This is a genomic window from Leifsonia sp. Root4 (assembly GCF_001425085.1).
In the GTDB taxonomy this organism is placed as follows: Bacteria; Actinomycetota; Actinomycetes; order Actinomycetales; family Microbacteriaceae; genus Microterricola.
The window spans coordinates 171,817-189,673 of the sequence record NZ_LMDN01000005.1 but is presented as its reverse complement, the minus strand read 5'-3'; the positions used below and the strand labels follow the sequence as shown (position 1 = coordinate 189,673).

The 17,857-nt window shown below is 68.9% G+C and carries 20 protein-coding genes; 8 read left to right on the top strand and 12 right to left on the bottom strand.

Going from position 1 to position 17,857, the window contains the following annotated elements; genetic code table 11:
* Positions 1-83 precede the first annotated feature (83 nt).
* From ASC66_RS16680 to ASC66_RS16650, 7 genes are all read right to left on the bottom strand, one after another.
* Positions 84-1,301, bottom strand: coding sequence for an ABC transporter permease (locus ASC66_RS16680; protein WP_055842248.1), 1,218 nt, complete (start codon positions 1,299-1,301; stop codon positions 84-86).
* Entirely contained in the window at positions 1,298-2,149 is an 852-nt protein-coding gene (locus tag ASC66_RS16675) for an ABC transporter ATP-binding protein (protein ID WP_082492450.1), read from the bottom strand. Before ASC66_RS16675 ends, ASC66_RS16680 begins: the two co-directional genes overlap by 4 nt.
* Positions 2,134-3,177, bottom strand: a complete 1,044-nt coding sequence (locus tag ASC66_RS16670; RefSeq protein ID WP_055842245.1) for an efflux RND transporter periplasmic adaptor subunit — start codon at positions 3,175-3,177, stop codon at positions 2,134-2,136. The genes ASC66_RS16675 and ASC66_RS16670 overlap by 16 nt, the downstream gene beginning before the upstream one ends.
* Before the next feature lie 166 nt (positions 3,178-3,343).
* Complete coding sequence (locus ASC66_RS16665; protein ID WP_055842242.1) at positions 3,344-5,020, bottom strand: ribonuclease J; 1,677 nt, start codon at positions 5,018-5,020, stop codon at positions 3,344-3,346.
* Between the two features lie 70 nt (positions 5,021-5,090).
* A complete protein-coding gene (dapA, locus tag ASC66_RS16660; protein WP_055842239.1) occupies positions 5,091-6,068 on the bottom strand; it encodes a 4-hydroxy-tetrahydrodipicolinate synthase in 978 nt (325 codons plus the stop codon).
* Positions 6,069-6,116: 48 nt separating this feature from the next.
* Positions 6,117-6,710, bottom strand: a complete 594-nt coding sequence (locus ASC66_RS16655; RefSeq protein ID WP_082492449.1) for a dihydrofolate reductase — start codon at positions 6,708-6,710, stop codon at positions 6,117-6,119.
* Positions 6,707-7,516, bottom strand: a complete 810-nt coding sequence (locus ASC66_RS16650; protein ID WP_200944847.1) for a thymidylate synthase — start codon at positions 7,514-7,516, stop codon at positions 6,707-6,709. Before ASC66_RS16650 ends, ASC66_RS16655 begins: the two co-directional genes overlap by 4 nt.
* A gap of 117 nt (positions 7,517-7,633) precedes the next feature.
* Here ASC66_RS16650 and ASC66_RS16645 point away from each other — a divergent pair, with 117 nt between their 5' ends.
* Genes ASC66_RS16645 through ASC66_RS16630 form a run of 4 tightly spaced genes read left to right on the top strand, consistent with a single transcriptional unit; the run spans position 7,634 to position 9,991 of the window.
* Positions 7,634-8,107, top strand: coding sequence for a TlpA family protein disulfide reductase (locus tag ASC66_RS16645; RefSeq protein WP_055842237.1), 474 nt, complete (start codon positions 7,634-7,636; stop codon positions 8,105-8,107).
* Positions 8,088-8,597 (top strand): DUF4395 domain-containing protein, encoded by a 510-nt coding sequence (locus ASC66_RS16640; RefSeq protein ID WP_082492448.1) that lies wholly within the window; start codon positions 8,088-8,090, stop codon positions 8,595-8,597. The genes ASC66_RS16645 and ASC66_RS16640 overlap by 20 nt, the downstream gene beginning before the upstream one ends.
* Positions 8,598-8,620: 23 nt before the next feature.
* Positions 8,621-9,046, top strand: a complete 426-nt coding sequence (locus tag ASC66_RS16635; protein ID WP_055842234.1) for an OsmC family protein — start codon at positions 8,621-8,623, stop codon at positions 9,044-9,046.
* Positions 9,047-9,991: a TIGR01777 family oxidoreductase gene (locus tag ASC66_RS16630; protein ID WP_235496983.1), complete on the top strand. Its 945-nt coding sequence runs from the start codon at positions 9,047-9,049 to the stop codon at positions 9,989-9,991.
* Positions 9,992-10,131: 140 nt separating this feature from the next.
* On the opposite strand, the gene ASC66_RS16625 is transcribed toward ASC66_RS16630, so the two are convergent.
* Both ASC66_RS16625 and dapB read right to left on the bottom strand, forming a co-directional pair.
* Complete coding sequence (locus ASC66_RS16625; RefSeq protein ID WP_502691635.1) at positions 10,132-10,575, bottom strand: hypothetical protein; 444 nt, start codon at positions 10,573-10,575, stop codon at positions 10,132-10,134.
* Positions 10,572-11,414 carry a 4-hydroxy-tetrahydrodipicolinate reductase gene (dapB, locus tag ASC66_RS16620; RefSeq protein ID WP_055842227.1) on the bottom strand — a complete coding sequence of 281 codons (843 nt, stop codon included), beginning with the start codon at positions 11,412-11,414 and terminating at the stop codon, positions 10,572-10,574. The genes ASC66_RS16625 and dapB overlap by 4 nt, the downstream gene beginning before the upstream one ends.
* An 80-nt stretch (positions 11,415-11,494) precedes the next feature.
* On the opposite strand from dapB, the gene ASC66_RS16615 reads away from it, so the two are divergent.
* The gene (locus tag ASC66_RS16615; RefSeq protein ID WP_055842226.1) at positions 11,495-11,989 is read left to right on the top strand and encodes a GNAT family N-acetyltransferase; all 495 of its coding nucleotides are present in this window, start codon (positions 11,495-11,497) and stop codon (positions 11,987-11,989) included.
* A gap of 193 nt (positions 11,990-12,182) precedes the next feature.
* Here the strand turns inward: ASC66_RS16615 and ASC66_RS16610 are convergent, their stop codons facing one another.
* Positions 12,183-12,785 (bottom strand): histidine phosphatase family protein, encoded by a 603-nt coding sequence (locus ASC66_RS16610; protein WP_055842223.1) that lies wholly within the window; start codon positions 12,783-12,785, stop codon positions 12,183-12,185.
* Positions 12,786-12,835: 50 nt separating this feature from the next.
* Positions 12,836-14,353, bottom strand: coding sequence for a M16 family metallopeptidase (locus ASC66_RS16605; RefSeq protein ID WP_082492447.1), 1,518 nt, complete (start codon positions 14,351-14,353; stop codon positions 12,836-12,838).
* A 423-nt stretch (positions 14,354-14,776) separates the two neighbouring features.
* On the opposite strand from ASC66_RS16605, the gene ASC66_RS16600 reads away from it, so the two are divergent.
* The gene (locus tag ASC66_RS16600; protein WP_055842220.1) at positions 14,777-15,382 is read left to right on the top strand and encodes a TetR/AcrR family transcriptional regulator; all 606 of its coding nucleotides are present in this window, start codon (positions 14,777-14,779) and stop codon (positions 15,380-15,382) included.
* A gap of 4 nt (positions 15,383-15,386) precedes the next feature.
* Here ASC66_RS16600 and ASC66_RS16595 read toward each other — a convergent pair whose 3' ends face one another.
* Complete coding sequence (locus ASC66_RS16595) at positions 15,387-16,505, bottom strand: aldo/keto reductase (protein ID WP_235496982.1); 1,119 nt, start codon at positions 16,503-16,505, stop codon at positions 15,387-15,389.
* 175 nt (positions 16,506-16,680) lie between these two features.
* On the opposite strand from ASC66_RS16595, the gene ASC66_RS16590 reads away from it, so the two are divergent.
* Positions 16,681-17,184: a MarR family winged helix-turn-helix transcriptional regulator gene (locus ASC66_RS16590; protein ID WP_082492446.1), complete on the top strand. Its 504-nt coding sequence runs from the start codon at positions 16,681-16,683 to the stop codon at positions 17,182-17,184.
* Entirely contained in the window at positions 17,181-17,828 is a 648-nt protein-coding gene (locus ASC66_RS16585) for a hypothetical protein (protein ID WP_055842216.1), read from the top strand. The genes ASC66_RS16590 and ASC66_RS16585 overlap by 4 nt, the downstream gene beginning before the upstream one ends.
* Positions 17,829-17,857: the final 29 nt, after the last annotated feature.

Sequence of the window (17,857 nt, the reverse complement as noted above, 5' to 3'; positions counted from 1 at the left end):
TCCCGAGCGGCGCACCCCACAGCGGCGCCGTCCACCGCCCACTCAGTCTAGGGCGGCGCCGCCAGCCCCTCGGCTGGCGGCGCTCAGTAGCGGATGGCGTCGATGACCTTGACCCGGACGGCGACGAGGGCGGGCATCAGCCCGGCCAGGGCGCCGACGACGGTCGCACAGACCATGCCGAGAAGTGCGGCCTCGGCCGGGAACGGCGGGAAGTCTGTGATCATGCCCTGACCGATGAACTCCTCGACCATCGGAGACTTGACGATCAGGATCGCCAGCATCACCCCGACGGCGCCGGCCGCGATGGTCGCCACGACGCTCTCCATCATCACGGCGAAGAACACTCTCCCCGCCGTGGCCCCGAAGCTGCGGCGGATGCCGATCTCGCGGATCCGCTGCTTGACGGTGACCATCGCGATGTTCACGAGACCGAGCGCGCCGAGCAGCAGCACGAGCGCGGCGACGCCACCGACCATCAACTTCATCGAGAGCATCGGATCGGCGTCGTACGCGCCGGGGTCCGAACGGTAGACCTCGGCGGTGAAGCCGTCGCCGAGCCTCGCCTGCACATCGGCCTGGATCTCCACCCGCATCTGTTCGCTCAGTTCCGGCGGCACCCATAACTCGTACTCCGGCTGCTGCATCGGCTGGGCCGTCGGCGCGATCGCGGTATATGCGTCGTTGAGCATATACATCGTTGGTTCGGTGTCCCAGCTTTGCGAGCGGTGGACGCCGACGATGACCGCCGTGGTCGGCGACTCCCCCAGCAGCTTCACCGTGGGGTTCTGCGCGAGATCGGGGGCGCCGAGGCGCTGCCAGAACGCCTCATTCACGACGATCGCCGGGGCCAGCCGCGTGTCGTCGCCCTCGACGAACCAGCTGCCGTGATCCATCTGCAGGCGGTGCATCACGGCGTACGGCTGGTCGACGGCCTGCACCGAGAGGTTCACGGCCCCGTCGACGAACTGCACCGTCGCCTGACCGTAGCCGATACGGCCGGCGTGGGCCACGTCATAGCGCTCGAGGCTCTCGCGCCAGATCGTGCTCATCTGCTCGGGGTCGGGCGCGCTGCCGTCATCCGAATAGGTCGAGAGTTTGAGCGTGGCCGAGCGTCCGCCGTAGCGCTCGTTGCTCTCGGTCATCGCCTGCCCGGCGATGCCGGCGACGCCGACGACCGTCGTGATGGCGCAGACGGCCACGGCCACGCCGATCAGGGAGAGCAGCACGCGGGTGCGGTGGATCCGCAACTCCTGCCATGCCTCGCTGAGCGCACCGACGAGCTCGGTGAACAGGCGGCTCACGCGCTGATCCCCTCGGCGGATTCGGAGCCGGAATCGGCGCCGAAGCCGAGCTCCGACGCCAGGCTGCGCTCGCTGTGCACGGCGACGAGCGCGGATGCCGCTCTCGGCAGTTGTCTGCGGACCGCGACGAGATCGCCCGGCGCGCCGTCGTCGCGCACCACGCTGAGCACCCCGTGATCCAGCAGCAGGTGGCGCGTCGCCAGATCGGCGATCGCCGGGTCGTGGGTGATCGTGACGAGTGCGGCCCCCGTCGAGAGCGCCACCTCATCGAGGAGTTCCATCACGCTGGCGCCGGTCTCCACGTCGAGCGCCCCGGTCGGCTCATCGGCCAGGATGACCCGCGGGCCGCGCACCAACGAGCGCGCGATCGCGACACGCTGCTGCTCGCCGCCGGAGAGCTTCTCCGGCATGGAGTCGATGCGGTGGCCGAGGCCGACCCGTTCGAGCATCTCGGCGGCCAGCGCCGAGCGGTTCCAGAACTGCTTGCCTGTGGAGTAGAGCAGCGGAGTCATCACGTTCTCCCTGGCCGTTCGACCCGGCAGCAGGTTGAACTGTTGGAAGATGAAGCCGATCTCGCGGCCGCGCACCCTGTCGCGTTCGGCCGAGGAGAACTTCTCCACCGGCCGACCGTCGAAGCTGATCGTTCCGGTGGACGGGCCGTCCAGCAGCCCCATCAGGTTCAGCAGGGTCGATTTGCCCGAGCCGGAGCGGCCGACGATCGAGAGCCTGTCACCCGCAGCAACCTCCAGGTCGATGCCGTGCAGGATCGTGAGCGGTGCGGCATCCGGCAATGGGACCGTCTTGGTCACGCCGTCGAGTGTGAGCAGCACGGTCACTTGCCCTCGCATGCCATGCCGCCGCCCGGCATCGGCATGCAGCCGTCCTCGAGCGCGGGTGGGGCACCGGGAACGAACTCGAGGATCGTGTCGCCCTCGGCCAGGCCGCTGACGATCTCGACGACGGTGCCGTCGTTCAGGCCGAGCACGACCGGGCGCTCCTCCGCGCCACCGTCGGGCAGGGGGGCGAAGACGGTGCCGTTCTCGGCGGAGCCCTTGACCGCGGTCGTTGGGATGGTGAGCACGTTCTCCGCGCTGCCCGCCGCGATGGTGATGTCTGCGGCGAGCCCGGCGAAGACCGTGATGTCGGCCGGCACCGCGCAGCGCACGGTCGTTCCCGCACCACCGGCCGCGCCTGTGCCCGCTCCGCCGGCTGCGCCCGCACCCGCGTCGCCGGTGCCGGGCAGCGGCGTCGTGATCGTCAGTCCCGTGCACTGGAACGGCGCCGGTCCGCCCGTGATGGCGATCATGGCCTCGGTCGGCTTACTGACGAGCCGGTACTGCTGCTCCGGGCTGAGCGCGCCCGTCACCGAGAAGCTCGGCGGCGCGATCTGCCCCGTGGTGTCGCCGATGGCGAGCTGCTGCCCCTCCAGCACCGTGAGCGCGGTGAGCGTGCCGCTGATCGGCGCGAACACCTTGGCGTAACTGATCGACGGCTTCGGCTGCGTGATCATGGGCATGCCGTCCGGCCCGACGCTCTCGACGGGCTCTGGCACGGTTTCGACCTTGATGTCGTAGAGCTTGGTGCCGGAATCGACCCACTGACCGACAGAGACGAAGACCTCGTCGACCTTCCCCATGCCCGTCGCGGTCACGGCCACGGCCGGGTCCGCGGCGACGGCGCCCTTCAGAGTCACCTCATTGGTGATGCTGCCGAGAGCGACGGCGACCTCCGGCTGTGTGATCTGCCCGCTCGGCTGCGCCGGGTTGCTCGCCTCGGCGTTGTCGGGGAAGAAAGCGATCTTCACGAGCGCAGCGGCGAGTGCGGCCAACAGCAGGATTCGGAGGATCGGAAAGATCCACTTGCGTACAACGCCCACAGGGCCCCCTTGTTTCGGCGATTACGTAAGCCCCAACGCTATCGGCCCGCCCGAGGCCGATACGCCCTCCTCAGGGATGATTCAGGGTCATGCCTGATGGGGAATGAGAAGAGCTCCGGATGCCGCGCAGTGCGGCATCCGGAGCTCTCGGTCCTGCGGATCGCTGTTATGCCTCGATGACGAGCGGAACGATCATCGGGCGGCGGCGGTAGGAGACGTTCACCCAGCGACCGACCGTGCGGCGCACCACCTGGGCGAGGGCGTGCGTGTCGCGCACGCCGTTCTGTGCGGAATCGGCCAGCGCGGCGGCGATCTTCGGCTTGACGGCGTCGAAGATGGCGTCGTCCTCTGCGAAGCCCTTGGCGTGGATCTCCGGGCCGGTGATGATCTTGCCCGTGGCCGCGTCGACGACGACGATGACAGAGATGAAGCCCTCCTCGCCGAGGATGCGACGGTCCTTGAGGTCGGCGTCGGTGATCTCGCCGACGGTGGAGCCGTCGACGTAGACGAAGCCGATGTCGAGCTGGCCGACCTGCGTCATCACGCCGTCCTTGAGGTCGTAGACGGAGCCGTCCTCGCCCTCGAAGACGTTCTCCGCCGGAATGCCGGTCTGGATCGCCAGCTGTGCGTTGGCGTGCAGGTGACGGAACTCGCCGTGCACGGGGAGCACGTTCTTCGGCTTCAGGATGTTGTAGCAGTAGAGCAGCTCGCCGGCGGCGGCGTGGCCGGAGACGTGCACCTTGGCGTTGCCCTTGTGCACGACGTTGGCGCCGATCTTGGTGAGGCCGTCGATGATGCGGTACACCGCGTTCTCGTTGCCGGGGATCAGGCTGGAGGCGAGGATGATGGTGTCGCCCTCACCGACCGAGATCTGGTGGTCGCGGTTCGCCATGCGGCTGAGCACGGCCATCGGCTCGCCCTGCGAACCGGTCGACATGAAGACGATCTTGTCGTCGGGGATGTCGCCGGCCTTCTTGTAGTCGACGAGCACGCCGGCCGGCACCTTGAGGAAGCCGAGGTCGGCGGCGATGGTCATGTTGCGCACCATCGAGCGGCCGAGCAGGGCGACGCGACGGCCGTTGGCGTGTGCGGCATCCAGAACCTGCTGCACACGGTGCACGTGGCTCGAGAAGCTGGCGACGACGACCTTCTTGGTGGCCTTGGAGATCACCTGGTCGAGCACCGGTCCGATGGAGCGCTCCGGCGTGGTGAATCCGGGCACGTCGGCGTTGGTGGAATCGACGAGGAACACGTCGACGCCGCTCTTGCCGAGGCGGGCGAACTCGCGGAGGTCGGTGAGGCGCCCGTCGAGCGGCAGCTGGTCCATCTTGAAGTCACCCGTGGCGAGCACGGTTCCTGCCACCGAGTGGATGACGACGGCCAGCGCATCGGGGATCGAGTGGTTGACCGCGACGAACTCGAGGTCGAACGGGCCGAGGGCCTCCATCTGGCCTTCTGCGACGTTGAGGGTGTACGGCTTGATGCGGTGCTCTTTGAGCTTCGCCTCGATCAGGGCCAGCGTCAGCGTGGAGCCGATCAGGGGGATGTCGGCGCGCAGACGGAGCAGGTAGGGAACCGCGCCGATGTGGTCTTCGTGGCCGTGCGTGAGCACGACGCCGACCACATCGTCCAGGCGGTCCTTGATCGGGCTGAAGTCGGGCAGGATCAGGTCGACTCCCGGCTGGTGCTCCTCCGGGAAGAGCACGCCGCAGTCGACGATCAGGATCTTGCCGTCGATCTCGAAGGTGGTCATGTTGCGGCCGATCTCGCCGAGACCGCCGATCGGGGTGATGCGCAGCGTTCCCGGCTGGAGCGGTGCGGGTGCGTAGACGTCGTTGGGCATATGCCCTCCTTGCGTATTTCGGGCCACGGGTGGCCGCGTTGTTGTGCGCGCGAGCTGGTCGCGCGATTTCCTAGCGTGTGGTGCCGGCCACCTTCGGCAACGCGCCACCTGCGGCGGCGTTGCGGTCGGGGCGGAAGTTACTGAAGTCGACACCGGGGATGTCGCGCACGAGATCGATTTCGTCTTCGATCTGCGCCGCCTCCCACTCTTCGGGTCCGACGAGGGGCAGCCGAACGCGCGGGCTGCCGATGCGACCGAGGCCGTGCAGGATGTACTTCGCTGCGACGGTTCCGGGAACGTGGGTCATGACCGCGCGCACGAGCGGTTCGAGCTTCTGGTGCGCGGCGGTGGCCGTGGCCAGATCGCCGGCGTTGACGGCGTCGATCATCTGGCGGTACGGCGTCGGGGCGATGTTCGCCGTGACGCCGATCAGACCGGTTGCGCCGATGGCCAGGTGTGGGAGCACGTTGGCATCGTCGCCGGAGAAGTACATCAGATCGGTCTGGTTGAGCACCCGGCTGACCTCGCTGAAGTCGCCCTTGGCGTCCTTCACGGCGAGGATGTTCGGGTGCTTGGCGAGACGCATGATCGTCTCGTACTTGATCTGCACGCCGGTGCGCCCCGGGATGTCATAGAGGATGACGGGCAGGTCGGTTGCGTCGGCGACCATGCGGAAGTGGGTGAGGATTCCCGCCTGGGTCGGCTTGTTGTAGTACGGCGTGACGATCATGATGCCGTCGGCGCCGGCCTTCTCGCTCGCCTTGTACAGCTCGATCGCGTGCGCGGTCTCGTTGGAACCTCCGCCGGTGATGATGCTGGCACGGCCGGACGCGACGTCCTTGCCGACCTCGACGAGGCGCAACTTCTCCGGGTCGGTCAGCGTGGAGGTCTCGCCGGTCGTACCCGTCACGACGATGCCGTCGGCACCGGCCGAGATGACGTCGTCGATGTGCTTCTCAACGGCCGGCCAGTCGACTTCACCGTCTGCGGTGAATGGGGTCACGAGCGCGACGAGGACCTGGCCGAAGGGATTCGCTGAAGCAGACACAAATCTTAGGCTACCGGTTCGAGCGGCACTGCGGCATCCGCGAGCGGCTCAGGCGCGTGCGTAGCGCAGGAAGCGGTAGGGCAGGCCGGCGCGGGAGACGTGCCAATCGGATGCCGGGTCCGCCGTCTCGACGTGCCAGCCCGCCCCGATCTCTGGTGCGTGGGTGTCGCCGGAGACGTCCGCGTCGATCTCGGTCACCTCGATCCGGTCGACGATGAAGGCATCGGATGCCGCGTCGCCGAGGGCCGCCCGATAGATCTCGGCACCGCCGGTCACCCAGACCCGCTCCCCCGGCGTCAGGCTGGCGGCCAGCGCGATGGCGTCGGCGACGGAGTGCGCGACGTGTGCACCGTCGGCCGACCAGTCGGCCTGACGGGTGACGACGATGTTCTCGCGGCCGGCGAAGGGGCGGAAGCGCTCGGGAATCGAGTCCCAGGTCTTGCGGCCCATCACCACGGAGCCGCCGAGTGTCATCGCCTTGAAGTGCGCCAAGTCTTCCGGCACGTGCCACGGCATGACGCCGTCCAAACCGATCACGCCGCCGCGGGCCTCGGCCCAGATCAGGCCGACGCTGATGGGGCCGCCGCCGATCGGGCCGCCGCTGATGGGGCTGCCGCCCGCGGCATCCGCTCCCCCGCTCATACGGCGACGGCGCCGCGGATGGCGGGGTGGTGCTCGTAGCCGACGACCTCGAAGTCGCCGAACTCGTAGTCGAACACGCTGGGGCGCTCGGCCGTGATCTCGAGCGTCGGGTAGGCGTAGGGCTCGCGGGTGAGCTGCTCGGTCACCTGCGCGACGTGGTTGTCGTAGATGTGGCAGTCGCCGCCGGTCCAGACGAAGTCGCCGACCTCAAGGCCGGTCTGCGCGGCGATCATGTGGGTGAGCAGCGCGTAGCTGGCGATGTTGAACGGCACGCCGAGGAACATGTCGGCGCTGCGCTGGTACAGCTGGCAGCTGAGCTTGCCGTCGGCCACGTAGAACTGGAACAGGGCATGGCAGGGCGCGAGCGCCATGTCGGGGATGTCGGCCGGGTTCCAGGCGCTGACGATGAGGCGGCGGGAGTCCGGGCTGGTCTTGATCGCCTCGATCACCTCGCTGATCTGGTCGATCTGCTCGCCACTCGGGGTCGGCCAGGAGCGCCACTGCACGCCGTACACGGGGCCGAGTTCGCCGGCGGCATCCGCCCACTCGTCCCAGATGGTCACGCCGTTCTCGCGCAGCCAGCCGACGTTGCTCTCGCCGCGCAGGAACCACAGCAGCTCGTAGGCGATCGACTTGAAGTGCACGCGCTTGGTCGTGATCAGCGGGAACCCCTCTGCGAGGTCGAAGCGCAGCTGGCGGCCGAAGACGCTGCGCGTTCCGGTTCCGGTGCGGTCGGTCTTCTGCGTTCCGGTGGCCAGCACCTCGCGCAGCAGGTCTTCATAGGGAGTGGGGATCGTCGCGCTCATCCCCATGATCGTATCCCGGGCCGACCCCGTTTCGGCTGAGCATGCCGCACGGCCGCCGTTCGCGTCATGCACCGTCATACTGGCCCGCGCGGGGTGACCGCGGCGTAGATTCACCGCATGGATTGGCCGTACGCCCTCATCGGCGCCCTCACGCTGCTCGCCGCGAGCACGGCTCTCGGGCTGCTCTGGAAGGCGCGCACCGGGCGGGCGCAGACCACCGCGCCAGGTGCCCCGCCGGCCATCGTGCGGGCGGCCGAGCTCGCGGGCCCCGGCTCCGTCGCCCCACCTCTCGGTGAGCGCGCGACCCTGCTGCAGTTCTCCACCGAGTTCTGTGCCCGCTGCCCGCAGACGCGCACACTGCTCGTCGGCATTGCGGATGCCGCGGACGGCGTCAGCGCCATCGAGATCGATCTCGGCGCTCGGCCGGAACTCGCCCGCCGCTTCCGGGTCATGCAGACGCCGACGGTGCTCCTGCTCGACGCGGCCGGCGTCGTGCGTGCGCGCATCGGCGGAGCCCCCGACCGCCGCACCATCACCGAGCAACTCGCGCCGCTCCTCGAAAGGGACCCCCATGTCACAGCCATCGGTTGAACCGCAGACACAGGCCGCCAGCACGGCAGCAACAGGGGCTGCGGCCGGCAAGGAGGCCCCGGCCGGCATCGACCCGCGCGGTCCGCGCTTCGGCGCCGCCATCAGCGCGGTGCTGCTGCTCACCGTCGTCGCGCTCTCGCTCGCCGGTGCCGACCCCGCCGCCCTGATCGGCCTCGCCGCGATCTCTGCCCTCTTCGCGTGGGGCGCGTTCGCCGGCATCCAGCGCCACCCCTACGGCGTGCTGTTCCGGACGTTCGTGCGGCCCCGCCTGGCTGCGCCCACCGAGTGGGAGGATCCGCGCCCGCCGACCTTCGCCCAGGGCGTCGGCTTCGTCGTGACGGCGATCGGGGTGGTACTCGGCCTGCTCGCGATCCCGGCGGCCGTCGGCATCGCGGCGGCGGCGGCTTTCATCGCGGCATTCCTGAACGCGGTGTTCGGGTACTGCATCGGATGCCAGCTTTACGTTCTGCTGCTGCGCCTGCGCGGTTAGGCTGGGGGCCAGGAGGTTTCACAATGGCGCTGACCAGCGAAGCAACAACGGTATGGAACGGATCACTTTTCGAGGGCGCGGGCACCGTCTCGCTCGACTCGTCGAAGGCCGCGGAGTTCCCGGTGAACTGGAAGGCGCGCTCTGAGGGCGCCCCGCACACCACCAACCCGGAAGAACTGCTCGGCGCGGCACACGCGGCCTGCTTCTCGATGGCATTCTCGCTCGCGCTGACGCAGGCCGGCCACACGCCGGACAGCATCCAGACGACGGCCGCCGTCACTTTCGAGCCAGGCAAGGGCGTTCTCGGCAGCCACCTGCTCGTAAACGCCGTCGTGCCAGGGATCAGCGAGGAGGAGTTCCACCGCATCGCAGAAGACGCGAAGGTGAACTGCCCCATCTCGCAGGCACTCGCCAGCATCCCGATCACGCTCGAAGCAGAACTGGCCTAGGTGGTCGACCGCTTTCCCCCGAACATCCCGCGCACGCGTCGCCAGAAGGAGTCGCAGCTGCGGGTCCTGATCTCCGGGGCGTCCGGACTGATCGGCACGGAACTCACCCGTCAGCTGGAGTCGACCGGTCACACGGTTCTCCGTCTCGTGCGCCGTCGGCCGGAGTCGGAGAACGAGGTGAACTGGGCGCCGACCGCGCGCATCCTCGACTTCACCCTGATGAACAACGTCGATGCCGTCGTCAACCTGTCCGGCGCCTCGCTGGCCCGGCTGCCGTGGACGGGTGCGTACCGCAAGGAGATCCTCTCGTCGCGGATCGAGACGACGCACGCCCTGACGGATGCCATGCGCATGGCGTCATCGCCTCCTCCGGTGTTCCTCAGCGCCTCGGCCGTCGGCATCTACGGTGACAGGCCCGGCGAACGCCTGACCGAGCAGTCGCTGCGCGGCCACGGCTTCCTGGCCGATGTCGTGGAGGCGTGGGAGAAGGCTGCACACCTCGCCCCGGAGAAGACGCGCGTCGTGACCTTCCGCAGCGGTCTCGTCCTCGGTGCAGGCGGCGCACTCAGCCGGCTCGAGACGATCACCAAGCTCGGACTCGGCGGCCCCCTCGGCAGCGGTGGCCAGCACTGGCCGTGGGTCAGCCTCTACGACGAGGCCGCCGCCATCCGGCACCTGCTGACCTCGCAGCTGAGCGGCCCCGTGAACGTCGTCGGGCCGACCTCGGCGACCGCCGATCGCGTGACCAAGAGCCTCGCGACCGCGCTGCACCGGCCATATCGCTTCGCCGTGCCGGAGCGGCTGGTGTCGCTGGCGCTGCAGGATGCTGGCGAGCAGCTGCTGCTCGCCAGCCAGAAGGTCGTGCCGGAGAGGCTGCTGGCCGACGGCTTCAGCTTCCGACACGAGACGGTGGAGTCCGCGATCGCGGCGATGCTCGACCGCTGAGCGCTTTACGCTCTGGTCTCCCTCGGATGCGTACGCTCCGTCGGAGAAACGGTCGACACGCCGGATCCGGTGCCACCGTGGACGGTGTGTCGACCGAATCACCGCTGGAACGTACCGTCCCGTGCGGATGCCGCATCCGCTCAGTGGGCCGAGCGTTCCAGCGCGATCGCGCGGATGATGGCCTTGCGGGCGCGTCGACGGTCGCCGGCTGCGTCGTAGGCGAGTCCCAGCCGGAACCAGGCGCGCCAGTCCTCCGGTGCGGCCTCGACCTCGGCCTGGAAGCGGGCGAAGTCCTCGTCGGCGGCGTCCCGCAGCGGGCGACCGCTCGCCCGGGTCGGGAGAGTCTCCTCTGGCAGCTCGCCCTCGGCATCCAGCACGGCGACGAGCCGCTGCGATCGGACGCCGAACATCAGCTCGCGGCCGAGCGCCCATGCGCCCACCAGCGGCAGCACGATGAGCGCGATGCCGATCCCGACGGCGATAGGCTCCCCCGTCGCCACGAACTGCACGGCCCGCCAGCCGATCAGCACGATGTACAGCGCGAGCAGCGCGGCCATCAGAATGGCCGCGGTCCGCCCCTTCACAGTGCGGAACCGGTGGCCGAAGCGGCAGAGCCTGCTGCGGCAGAGCCGGCTGCCTCGCCGAGCGGCGCGACGGGGCTCGCGGCATCCGGGAGCCCGAGGTTGAGCAGCCCGTCGAGTCCAACGGTGACCCCGCTCAGCCCGGGCAGAGCCCGCAGAGCGAGCACGATCCCCTGCTCGTAGGAACTGCTCGACAGAGTGTCGTGGCGCACGGTCAGGGTTTCACCGTTGCCTCCGAGGATGACCTCCTGCCTGGCGAGGAGTCCGTTGAGGCGCAGGCTGTGAATCGGGATGCCGTCGACCTTCTGCCCGCGGGCACGCTGGTCGGTGTGCGGCGCCTCGACCGGACCGAGCAGGCCACGCGCCTCGGCGATGCGCTCGGCGGTGCGCACGGCGGTGCCGGACGGGGAATCGATCTTGCCCGCGTGGTGGGCCTCGATGATCTCGATCGAGTCGAAGAAGCGCGCCGCGAGGGTGCTGAGGGCCGTGCCGAGCACGGAGCCGACCGAGAAGTTCGGGACGATGAGCACCGCGGCGTCGGTGCCGAGCGCGTCGACGCGGCGACTCAGGGTTGCCACGGCATCCGCCGACCAGCCAGAGGTGCCGACGAGCACGCTGAGCCCGTGCTCGAGCGCGAAGTCGACGACGCCCGGGCTGACGCCGGGGTGCGTGAAGTCGATGGCGATGTCGGTGCGGGCGCCATCGACGCCGAGCATCTCCTCGAGGGCGCTCGAGGAGTCGAGTTCCGCGACGAGCTCGAAGCCATCGGTCTCGTGCACGAGGCGGGCGGCGAGCTGTCCCATTTTGCCGGTGGCGCCAATGATGGCAACGCGTGAAGTCACCTCATCAGACTAGCAAGCGCGCGATACACGCCGGCAGCTCGCGGGCAGTGCGCGGCCGGAAGCGGCCGTACGCTTGGCTCATGTTGCAGTTTGAAGAGACGAGCGTGGAGAGCGCGCCGGCCCACCAGCTCCTCGTCGAGTACTTCGCCGAACGCGCCGCTGGATTCCCCACCGACCAGGGCCAGTACACGACGACCTTTCCGCAGCCTGAGCAGTTCGTGCCGCCGGCCGGGCAGTTCGTGCTCGCGCTGGAGAGTGTGCCGGGCGGCCACGGCGAGCTCGTGGGCTGCGGCGGGATTCGACGCATCCAACGCGCGGATGCCGGCCTGGTGCGGTTCGAGCTCAAGCACCTGTTCCTGCGGCCGAGCGTGCGCGGCCGCGGCTACGGCGGCCTGCTGCTCACCGAGCTGGAGCGCCGGGCCGTGCTGCTCGGCGCCGAGGAGATCGTGCTCGACACGAACGCGAGCCTCGAATCGGCCGGGGCGCTCTACCGGAGGGCCGGCTACAGCGACATCGCCGCGTACAACGCCAACCCGAACGCGACGAACTGGTACGGCAAGCCGCTGAACCCGTAGCGCCCAAGCCCGCTGATTGAGCTTGTCGAAATCCCGGCTTCGGGGGCGGCCTCGTCCCTCGGCTGCTCCCTCGAGCCAGCGTGCTTCGCGCTGAAGGCGGACGGGTTTCGACAGGCTCAACCAACGGGGCTCCGCGGAAGCAGCGGGACCTCCCCCGCGGAGTGAGCCCGTCGATATCCCGGCGGACGGTCCGCTAGATCTGCAGCTGGTCCGGCAGGCCCGTGCGGAGCTCGAACGGCAGGTGCCCGAGGTCGTTGTGTGTCACGAGCGTCCACGGCCGCCCCGGCTTCTGCTGCAACACCGTGAGCCCGCAGTTCGCCTGGTTGATACTCACCCAGCGCCAATCCGGCGCGCCGAGCACCTCGCGCACGAACCAGCCGATCACGAAGTTGTGGGTGATGAGGAGGTCGTGCCGGTCAGAGCTGCTCGACTGCAGGAACTCCGCCGTCGCGTCCTCCATCTGGGCGCGACCGGCCTCGATCTCCGCGGCGGTCACCGACCCGAAGAAGGGGTCGTAGCTGGATGGCGTCTCCGGCGATGGCCCAGAGGGGATGCAGTCGAAGAGCAGCGGTGACGGCTCCGGCGTGATGGCCGGCATCCGCTCCGCGATGATCGCGGCGGTCTCGGCCGCGCGCTGCAGCGGGGAGTGCCATGCGCCGGTGAACGGCACACCGCCGAGGCGTTCGGCGACGAGCTGCGCCTGGCGGATGCCGCGCGGCGAGAGCGGTCCGTCTGGGAGGCCGTGTTCGGCATCCTGCTGCTCGCCGTGGCGCACGAGATAAAGGTAATGGGGCACCGGTGACCCTTTCTGATGTTTCTCTGGAGACTGAGCAGGCGAGCGAGGGCTCAGCGCTGCGTTGCTGATGACGGGGGTTCTGGGGCGGATGCCGCGGCAACCGTATCACCGGCTGTGCCGGCCTGTGTGCCGGGCAGCACCGCGGCGATGCCGCCGTGTGCCGGCGACGTCGACGGTGCAGCGCCCGATCCGCTGGGCAGGATCGAGGAGAAGACGTCCTCGTCGATGGCGCCGACGGCCACGATGGAGAGCGGGCCGCTGGCGAGGTCTGCGGCCAGCGCCTGCACGTCCTCGGCGCCGACGAGGGCGAGTCGGCGCAGTGCCTCGTCGAGGTCGACGAACTCCCCCGTGGTGATCTCGGAGCGTCCGAGCCGCGACATCCGGGTGTCGGAGTCTTCCAGCGCGAGGGCGGAGGCCCCGGAGAGCTGACCGTTGGCGCGCAGCATCTCATCAACGCTGACGCCGTGCTCTGCGAGACGGTGCAACTCGCCGAGCAGGAGCTCAGCAACCTGGCCGCTCTTGGCCGGGGAGCATCCGGCGTAGAGCCCGAACAGGCCGGCATCCGAGTAGGAGGCCGCGTAGGAGTAGACGGAGTAGGCGAGGCCGCGCTTTTCGCGCACCTCCTGGAACAGGCGCGAGGACATGCCGCCGCCGAGGATCGAGTTGAGCACGCTCATCGTGACGCGGCGGTCGTCGGCCGCGACGAGTCCTGGCACGCCGAGCAGCATGTTCACCTGCTCAAGCGGCCGGTTGACGATGGTCAGCGGGCTGCCCTGGCTGATCGGCACGGCAGCCAGGCTGCGTCTGGCAACGGGCGCGGCCTCGACGCTGAGGTCCCAGCCGGCCGCCTCCAGGCTGGATGTGACGATCGCGACGAGCTCGTCGTGGTCGACGGCGCCGGCCACGGAGACGACGAGATCGTTCGGGCGGTAGTTGGCGCGGTAGTGCTCCATCACCGCGTCGCGGGTGACGGCCTCGATGTGTTCCGGTGTGCCCCCGATCGGGCGGCCGAGCGGGTGCTCACCGAGCACCGCGCGGAAGAAGCTCTCGTTGGCGACGTCGGCCGGGTCGTCCTGCGACATGGAGAGCTCTTCGAGGATGACGCCGCGCTCGGTCTCGAACTCGCCCGGGTCCAGCACGGAGGAGGCGAGCATGTCGGTGAGCACGCGGGCAGCCATCGGAAGATCGCGATCGCGCACCTTGGCGTAATAACAGGTGTATTCCTTGGCCGTCATGGCGTTGTGTTCGCCGCCGACGGCGTCAAAGGAGACGGCGATATCGAGCGCCGAGCGGGTGGTCGTGCCCTTGAAGAGCAGGTGCTCGAGAAAGTGGGTGGAGCCGAAGGTCGCCGGGTGTGCAGGCATCCCGTCGCTGGCAGGCCGCGCCGACTGCTCGTCGCGCGAGCCGACCGCGACCCAGAAGCCGATGGTCGCGCTGCGTGCGCCGACGATCTGCTCGCTGAGGATGCGCACGCCGCTCGGCAACACGCTGCGCCGCACGCGCGCATCGCCGGAGGCCTGAAAGGACAGCTCGGCCATGCCCAGGGGAAGATCTACTGCACCATTCATCACTGCCACCCTACGCCAGCGCTCCGACAGACGACCCGGAGAGTGCCGGGCAGTCGGCGCCAGCTGGTGCCGGATCCGAGCGGATTCGGGGCAGGCGCGCCCGGCGACTGAGTCGCGACGCCGGGCGCGCCGACGGTCGTGTGAGGCGCGGATCTGCCGCGGAAAATAGGGGCAGACAGATCTGTCTGCCCATGCTACTGTCGTGTCGTTGTCGCGCGGCGGCACCCCCAAAACACCGCACGAGAACGATGGATTGCACGGCCGTGAGGGCGTCGATCACATTTCCACCGACCCGAACGTCGGAGGAAGCATCTGAGCTCCGAGAGCCCTACTCTCCGGAATTGCACCGAACGGGCGCCCTAGAGCCCGTGTGGCACAGGCGGGATCCCACGGGTTTTCGCCTCGCGAGGAGGAGTTGGCCGAATGGTCGAGCGAAACGATTCGCCCATCCGGCCAACTACCCACGCACGGGTTCGCATCCTCGACACGGCGAATCGGCTCTTCTACGACGAGGGTGTGCACACGGTCGGCATCAACCGCATCATCGCGGAGGCGCGGGTCACCAAGACGACCTTCTACAAGTACTACCCGTCCAAGGAACTGCTGATCGTCGCGTATCTGAGACGGCGAGACGAGTACATCCGCGACATCGTCGCCGAGATCCTCCGCAGCAGCGACGCGCCGCTGACCCGCCTCGAGCTGCTCGTCGACGCGATCGCGGGCGAAGCGCAGAAGCCCGAGTTCCGCGGCTGCCCGTTCATCAACGCGACCGCCCAGTTCAGCGACCCGGCGCATCCCGTTCGCGAGGCGATCGCCCGGCATCGGCGGTGGTACGGCGAGGAGGTCGAAGCGCTGTTCCGCGACGCCGGGCACCCGAACCCCGGCACGGCGCGCGATGACTACTTCCTCGCCCGCGATGGAGCGTACGCCAGTGCCAACCTCGGCGACCCCGTCGCGGCGCAGGCCGCGTTGCGCCGCGCGATGAGGCAGCTGATCGAGCAGGCGGGGCCAGGCGGCGCCGAGGCCTGAGTGCTCAGTTCGCCGCCGTCGCCCTGTCGAGCTCGATCATGTCGCTTCGGCTGAGCCGAAAGTCGGATGCCGCCATCACGGCGTCGAGCTGGGCCGCACTGCTCACGCCGACCACCGGCGCGCAGACACTGCTCTTGGCCCGCAGCCACGCGATGGCAATCGTGGCGAGCTGCACATTGAAGTCTCCGGCGATCCGATCCATCACGGAGAGCACTCGGGCCCCGCGTCTGTTGAGGTGGGCGCCGATCCGCAAACCCCGCGTCGACGGCACGATCGATGCACGCGAGCGGTAGCCTCCCGCCAGGAAACCATTCGCGAGAGCGAAGTACGGCATCACGGCGAGACCCTGGGCGCGGGCGACCAGGGCGAGCTCGGACTCATACTCCGCGCGGTGCAGCAGACTGTAGTGCGTCTGCAGCAGGCTGAATCGCGGCAGGCCGTTCGCGGCGAGCACACGGGCCTCGAGCAGTCGATCTGCGGAGAAGTTCGACGCCGCCAGGTAGCGGACCTTCCCTGCGCGCATCAGGGCGTCGACGGCGCTCAGACTCTCCTCCAGCTCGACGTCGCGGTCGTCGACGTGGAAGGTGAGCACGTCGATGCGGTCGGTCCGCAGGCGTCGGAGCGAGGCGTTGACGGCGCGTTCGATGCCGGCCGCACCCAGGCCCTGGAAGTCCGGGTTGCGCCCGATCTTCGTCGAAAGCACCATCTCGTCGCGGCAACGCTCCTCCCTCATCCAGGAGCCGATCAGGTGCTCGCTCCTGCCCGAGGCGTAGCTGTCTGCCGTGTCGATGAAGTTGCCGCCCAGTTCGCGGTAGCGGCCGAGCACCTCTGTCGCCATCTCGATGCCCAGGGTCCAGCCGAAGACACTGGTGCCGAGCGCGACGGAGGAGACACCGAGCTCGGTGTCCGCGATCTGGTGCCGCTCGGCTGAGCGGGCATTCGACGGCGACGGTGCCATCGATTCCTCCGGAGCCGGGGCCCCCAGCTCCGGGATGTCGGGGAGCCCGGATATGGCCCCGGAGTGCGGCGAGTACTCCGGCCCCACGGCCGGGATCTCAGCGACAATCGGCTCCTGGCTCTCGTCAACGCGCTTTCGGGCCCCCACCCGAACAAATTGAGTCATACTCACCCCTCTTCCCTGTTCTCAGGGTAGGACAAGCATCCTCACAGCCGGCGTACCGACAGGCGAACCGTTACCAAAATGTAGGCGCAAGACCCGAGGGCGGGCGTCCGGGATGTCAGCGCTCGGAGAAATCACCGTTTAGAGAAGTGAGGTAATTAAGTAGTAAGGTAACCATATGACGCTTTCCGCCCCCACCACCTTTGACCGGCTACTCGAGCTGACCGTGCTCCTCGGAAGGGATATGAGCAGCGCGTTCGAGGGCACGGGCCTGACCACGGCGCGCACACATCTGCTCTGGGTGCTCCATGGCTTGGGGCCAAGCACGCAGGCCACGCTGGCGCACGCACTCGAGGTGACCCCGCGCAACATCTCGGGGCTCGTGGACGCGCTCGAGGCGAGCGGATACGTCACACGCTCCGCGCACCCGTCCGACCGGCGGGCGACGATCGTCACGCTGAGCGAAGCGGGTGAGAAGACCATGGAGCAGATGGCCGACGACCACCGCCGCATCAACGCCGTCGTGACGGCGGCCGTCAGCGAACCGGAACGCTTCGGCGACGACCTCGCCGCCGTCATCGCCGCGCTGAGCACCCTCATCGATGAGGCGAGCGCACAGGCGTCCAAGGAGCCAGCCGCCGACGGCTCCGGCCCGGAGCCGGATGCGGGGTCGGCCTCGTGACGCGCGCCGAGCCCGTCTCGGCGCCGCGCCGAACTCTGCTCAGCCGAGTGTTCTACCTCGCCCGCCGCGCGTGGCAGATGGAGATCGGGATCTGGCAGAGCCTCTGGCGTTTCCTCACCGGACGACGACGGGTCCCGTCCGGCGCGAAAGCCTTCGGCTACGTCGGCCCCGTGCAGACGGTGCTGATCGTGTTCATCGTGCTCTCGGCGGTCGAGATCCCGATCATCGACCTCATCGTGCATCCGTGGCCGTGGCTGCGGATCCCGCTGCTCGCCGCCGGCATCTGGGGTGTGACCTGGATGCTCGGGCTGCTCCTGGGCTACATCACGCGCCCGCACTCGGTCGGCCCAGCCGGCATCAGCGTTCGGAGCGGCCCGGAAGTCGACATCGTGGTTCCCTGGGCCGATGTGTATTCGGTCGAGATTCGGCGCGAACACGAGGAGAAGGCCCCGAAGGTGGCCCCGGCCGAAGACGGAGCGGGCGACGTGTTGAAGCTGTGGATGCAGGACGAGACGAATCTCGCCGTGCGCTTCGAACGTCCGCTCGTCGTGCGGATGCCGACGGGGTACGTCACGGTGATCGAAACGCGTTTCTGGGCCGATGACCCCCGGGCCTTCCTCGCCGAGGCCCGCCGGCATCTCTGAACGCCGCGTGCACCCGGAACGCCCTCGGC

Bases quoted from the DNA above. Each gene is read 5' to 3' on its own strand.
- ASC66_RS16615 (WP_055842226.1), top strand. From the start codon at position 11,495: ATGTTGCAGTTTGAAGAGACGAGCGTGGAGAGCGCGCCGGCCCACCAG.
- ASC66_RS16590 (WP_082492446.1), top strand. From the start codon at position 16,681: ATGACGCTTTCCGCCCCCACCACCTTTGACCGGCTACTCGAGCTGACC.
- ASC66_RS16605 (WP_082492447.1), bottom strand. From the start codon at position 14,353: ATGAATGGTGCAGTAGATCTTCCCCTGGGCATGGCCGAGCTGTCCTTT.
- ASC66_RS16675 (WP_082492450.1), bottom strand. From the start codon at position 2,149: ATGCGAGGGCAAGTGACCGTGCTGCTCACACTCGACGGCGTGACCAAG.
- ASC66_RS16600 (WP_055842220.1), top strand. From the start codon at position 14,777: ATGGTCGAGCGAAACGATTCGCCCATCCGGCCAACTACCCACGCACGG.
- ASC66_RS16640 (WP_082492448.1), top strand. From the start codon at position 8,088: ATGTCACAGCCATCGGTTGAACCGCAGACACAGGCCGCCAGCACGGCA.
- ASC66_RS16650 (WP_200944847.1), bottom strand. From the start codon at position 7,516: ATGAGCGCGACGATCCCCACTCCCTATGAAGACCTGCTGCGCGAGGTG.
- ASC66_RS16595 (WP_235496982.1), bottom strand. From the start codon at position 16,505: ATGACTCAATTTGTTCGGGTGGGGGCCCGAAAGCGCGTTGACGAGAGC.
- ASC66_RS16635 (WP_055842234.1), top strand. From the start codon at position 8,621: ATGGCGCTGACCAGCGAAGCAACAACGGTATGGAACGGATCACTTTTC.
- ASC66_RS16655 (WP_082492449.1), bottom strand. From the start codon at position 6,710: ATGAGCGGGGGAGCGGATGCCGCGGGCGGCAGCCCCATCAGCGGCGGC.
- ASC66_RS16665 (WP_055842242.1), bottom strand. From the start codon at position 5,020: ATGCCCAACGACGTCTACGCACCCGCACCGCTCCAGCCGGGAACGCTG.
- ASC66_RS16645 (WP_055842237.1), top strand. From the start codon at position 7,634: ATGGATTGGCCGTACGCCCTCATCGGCGCCCTCACGCTGCTCGCCGCG.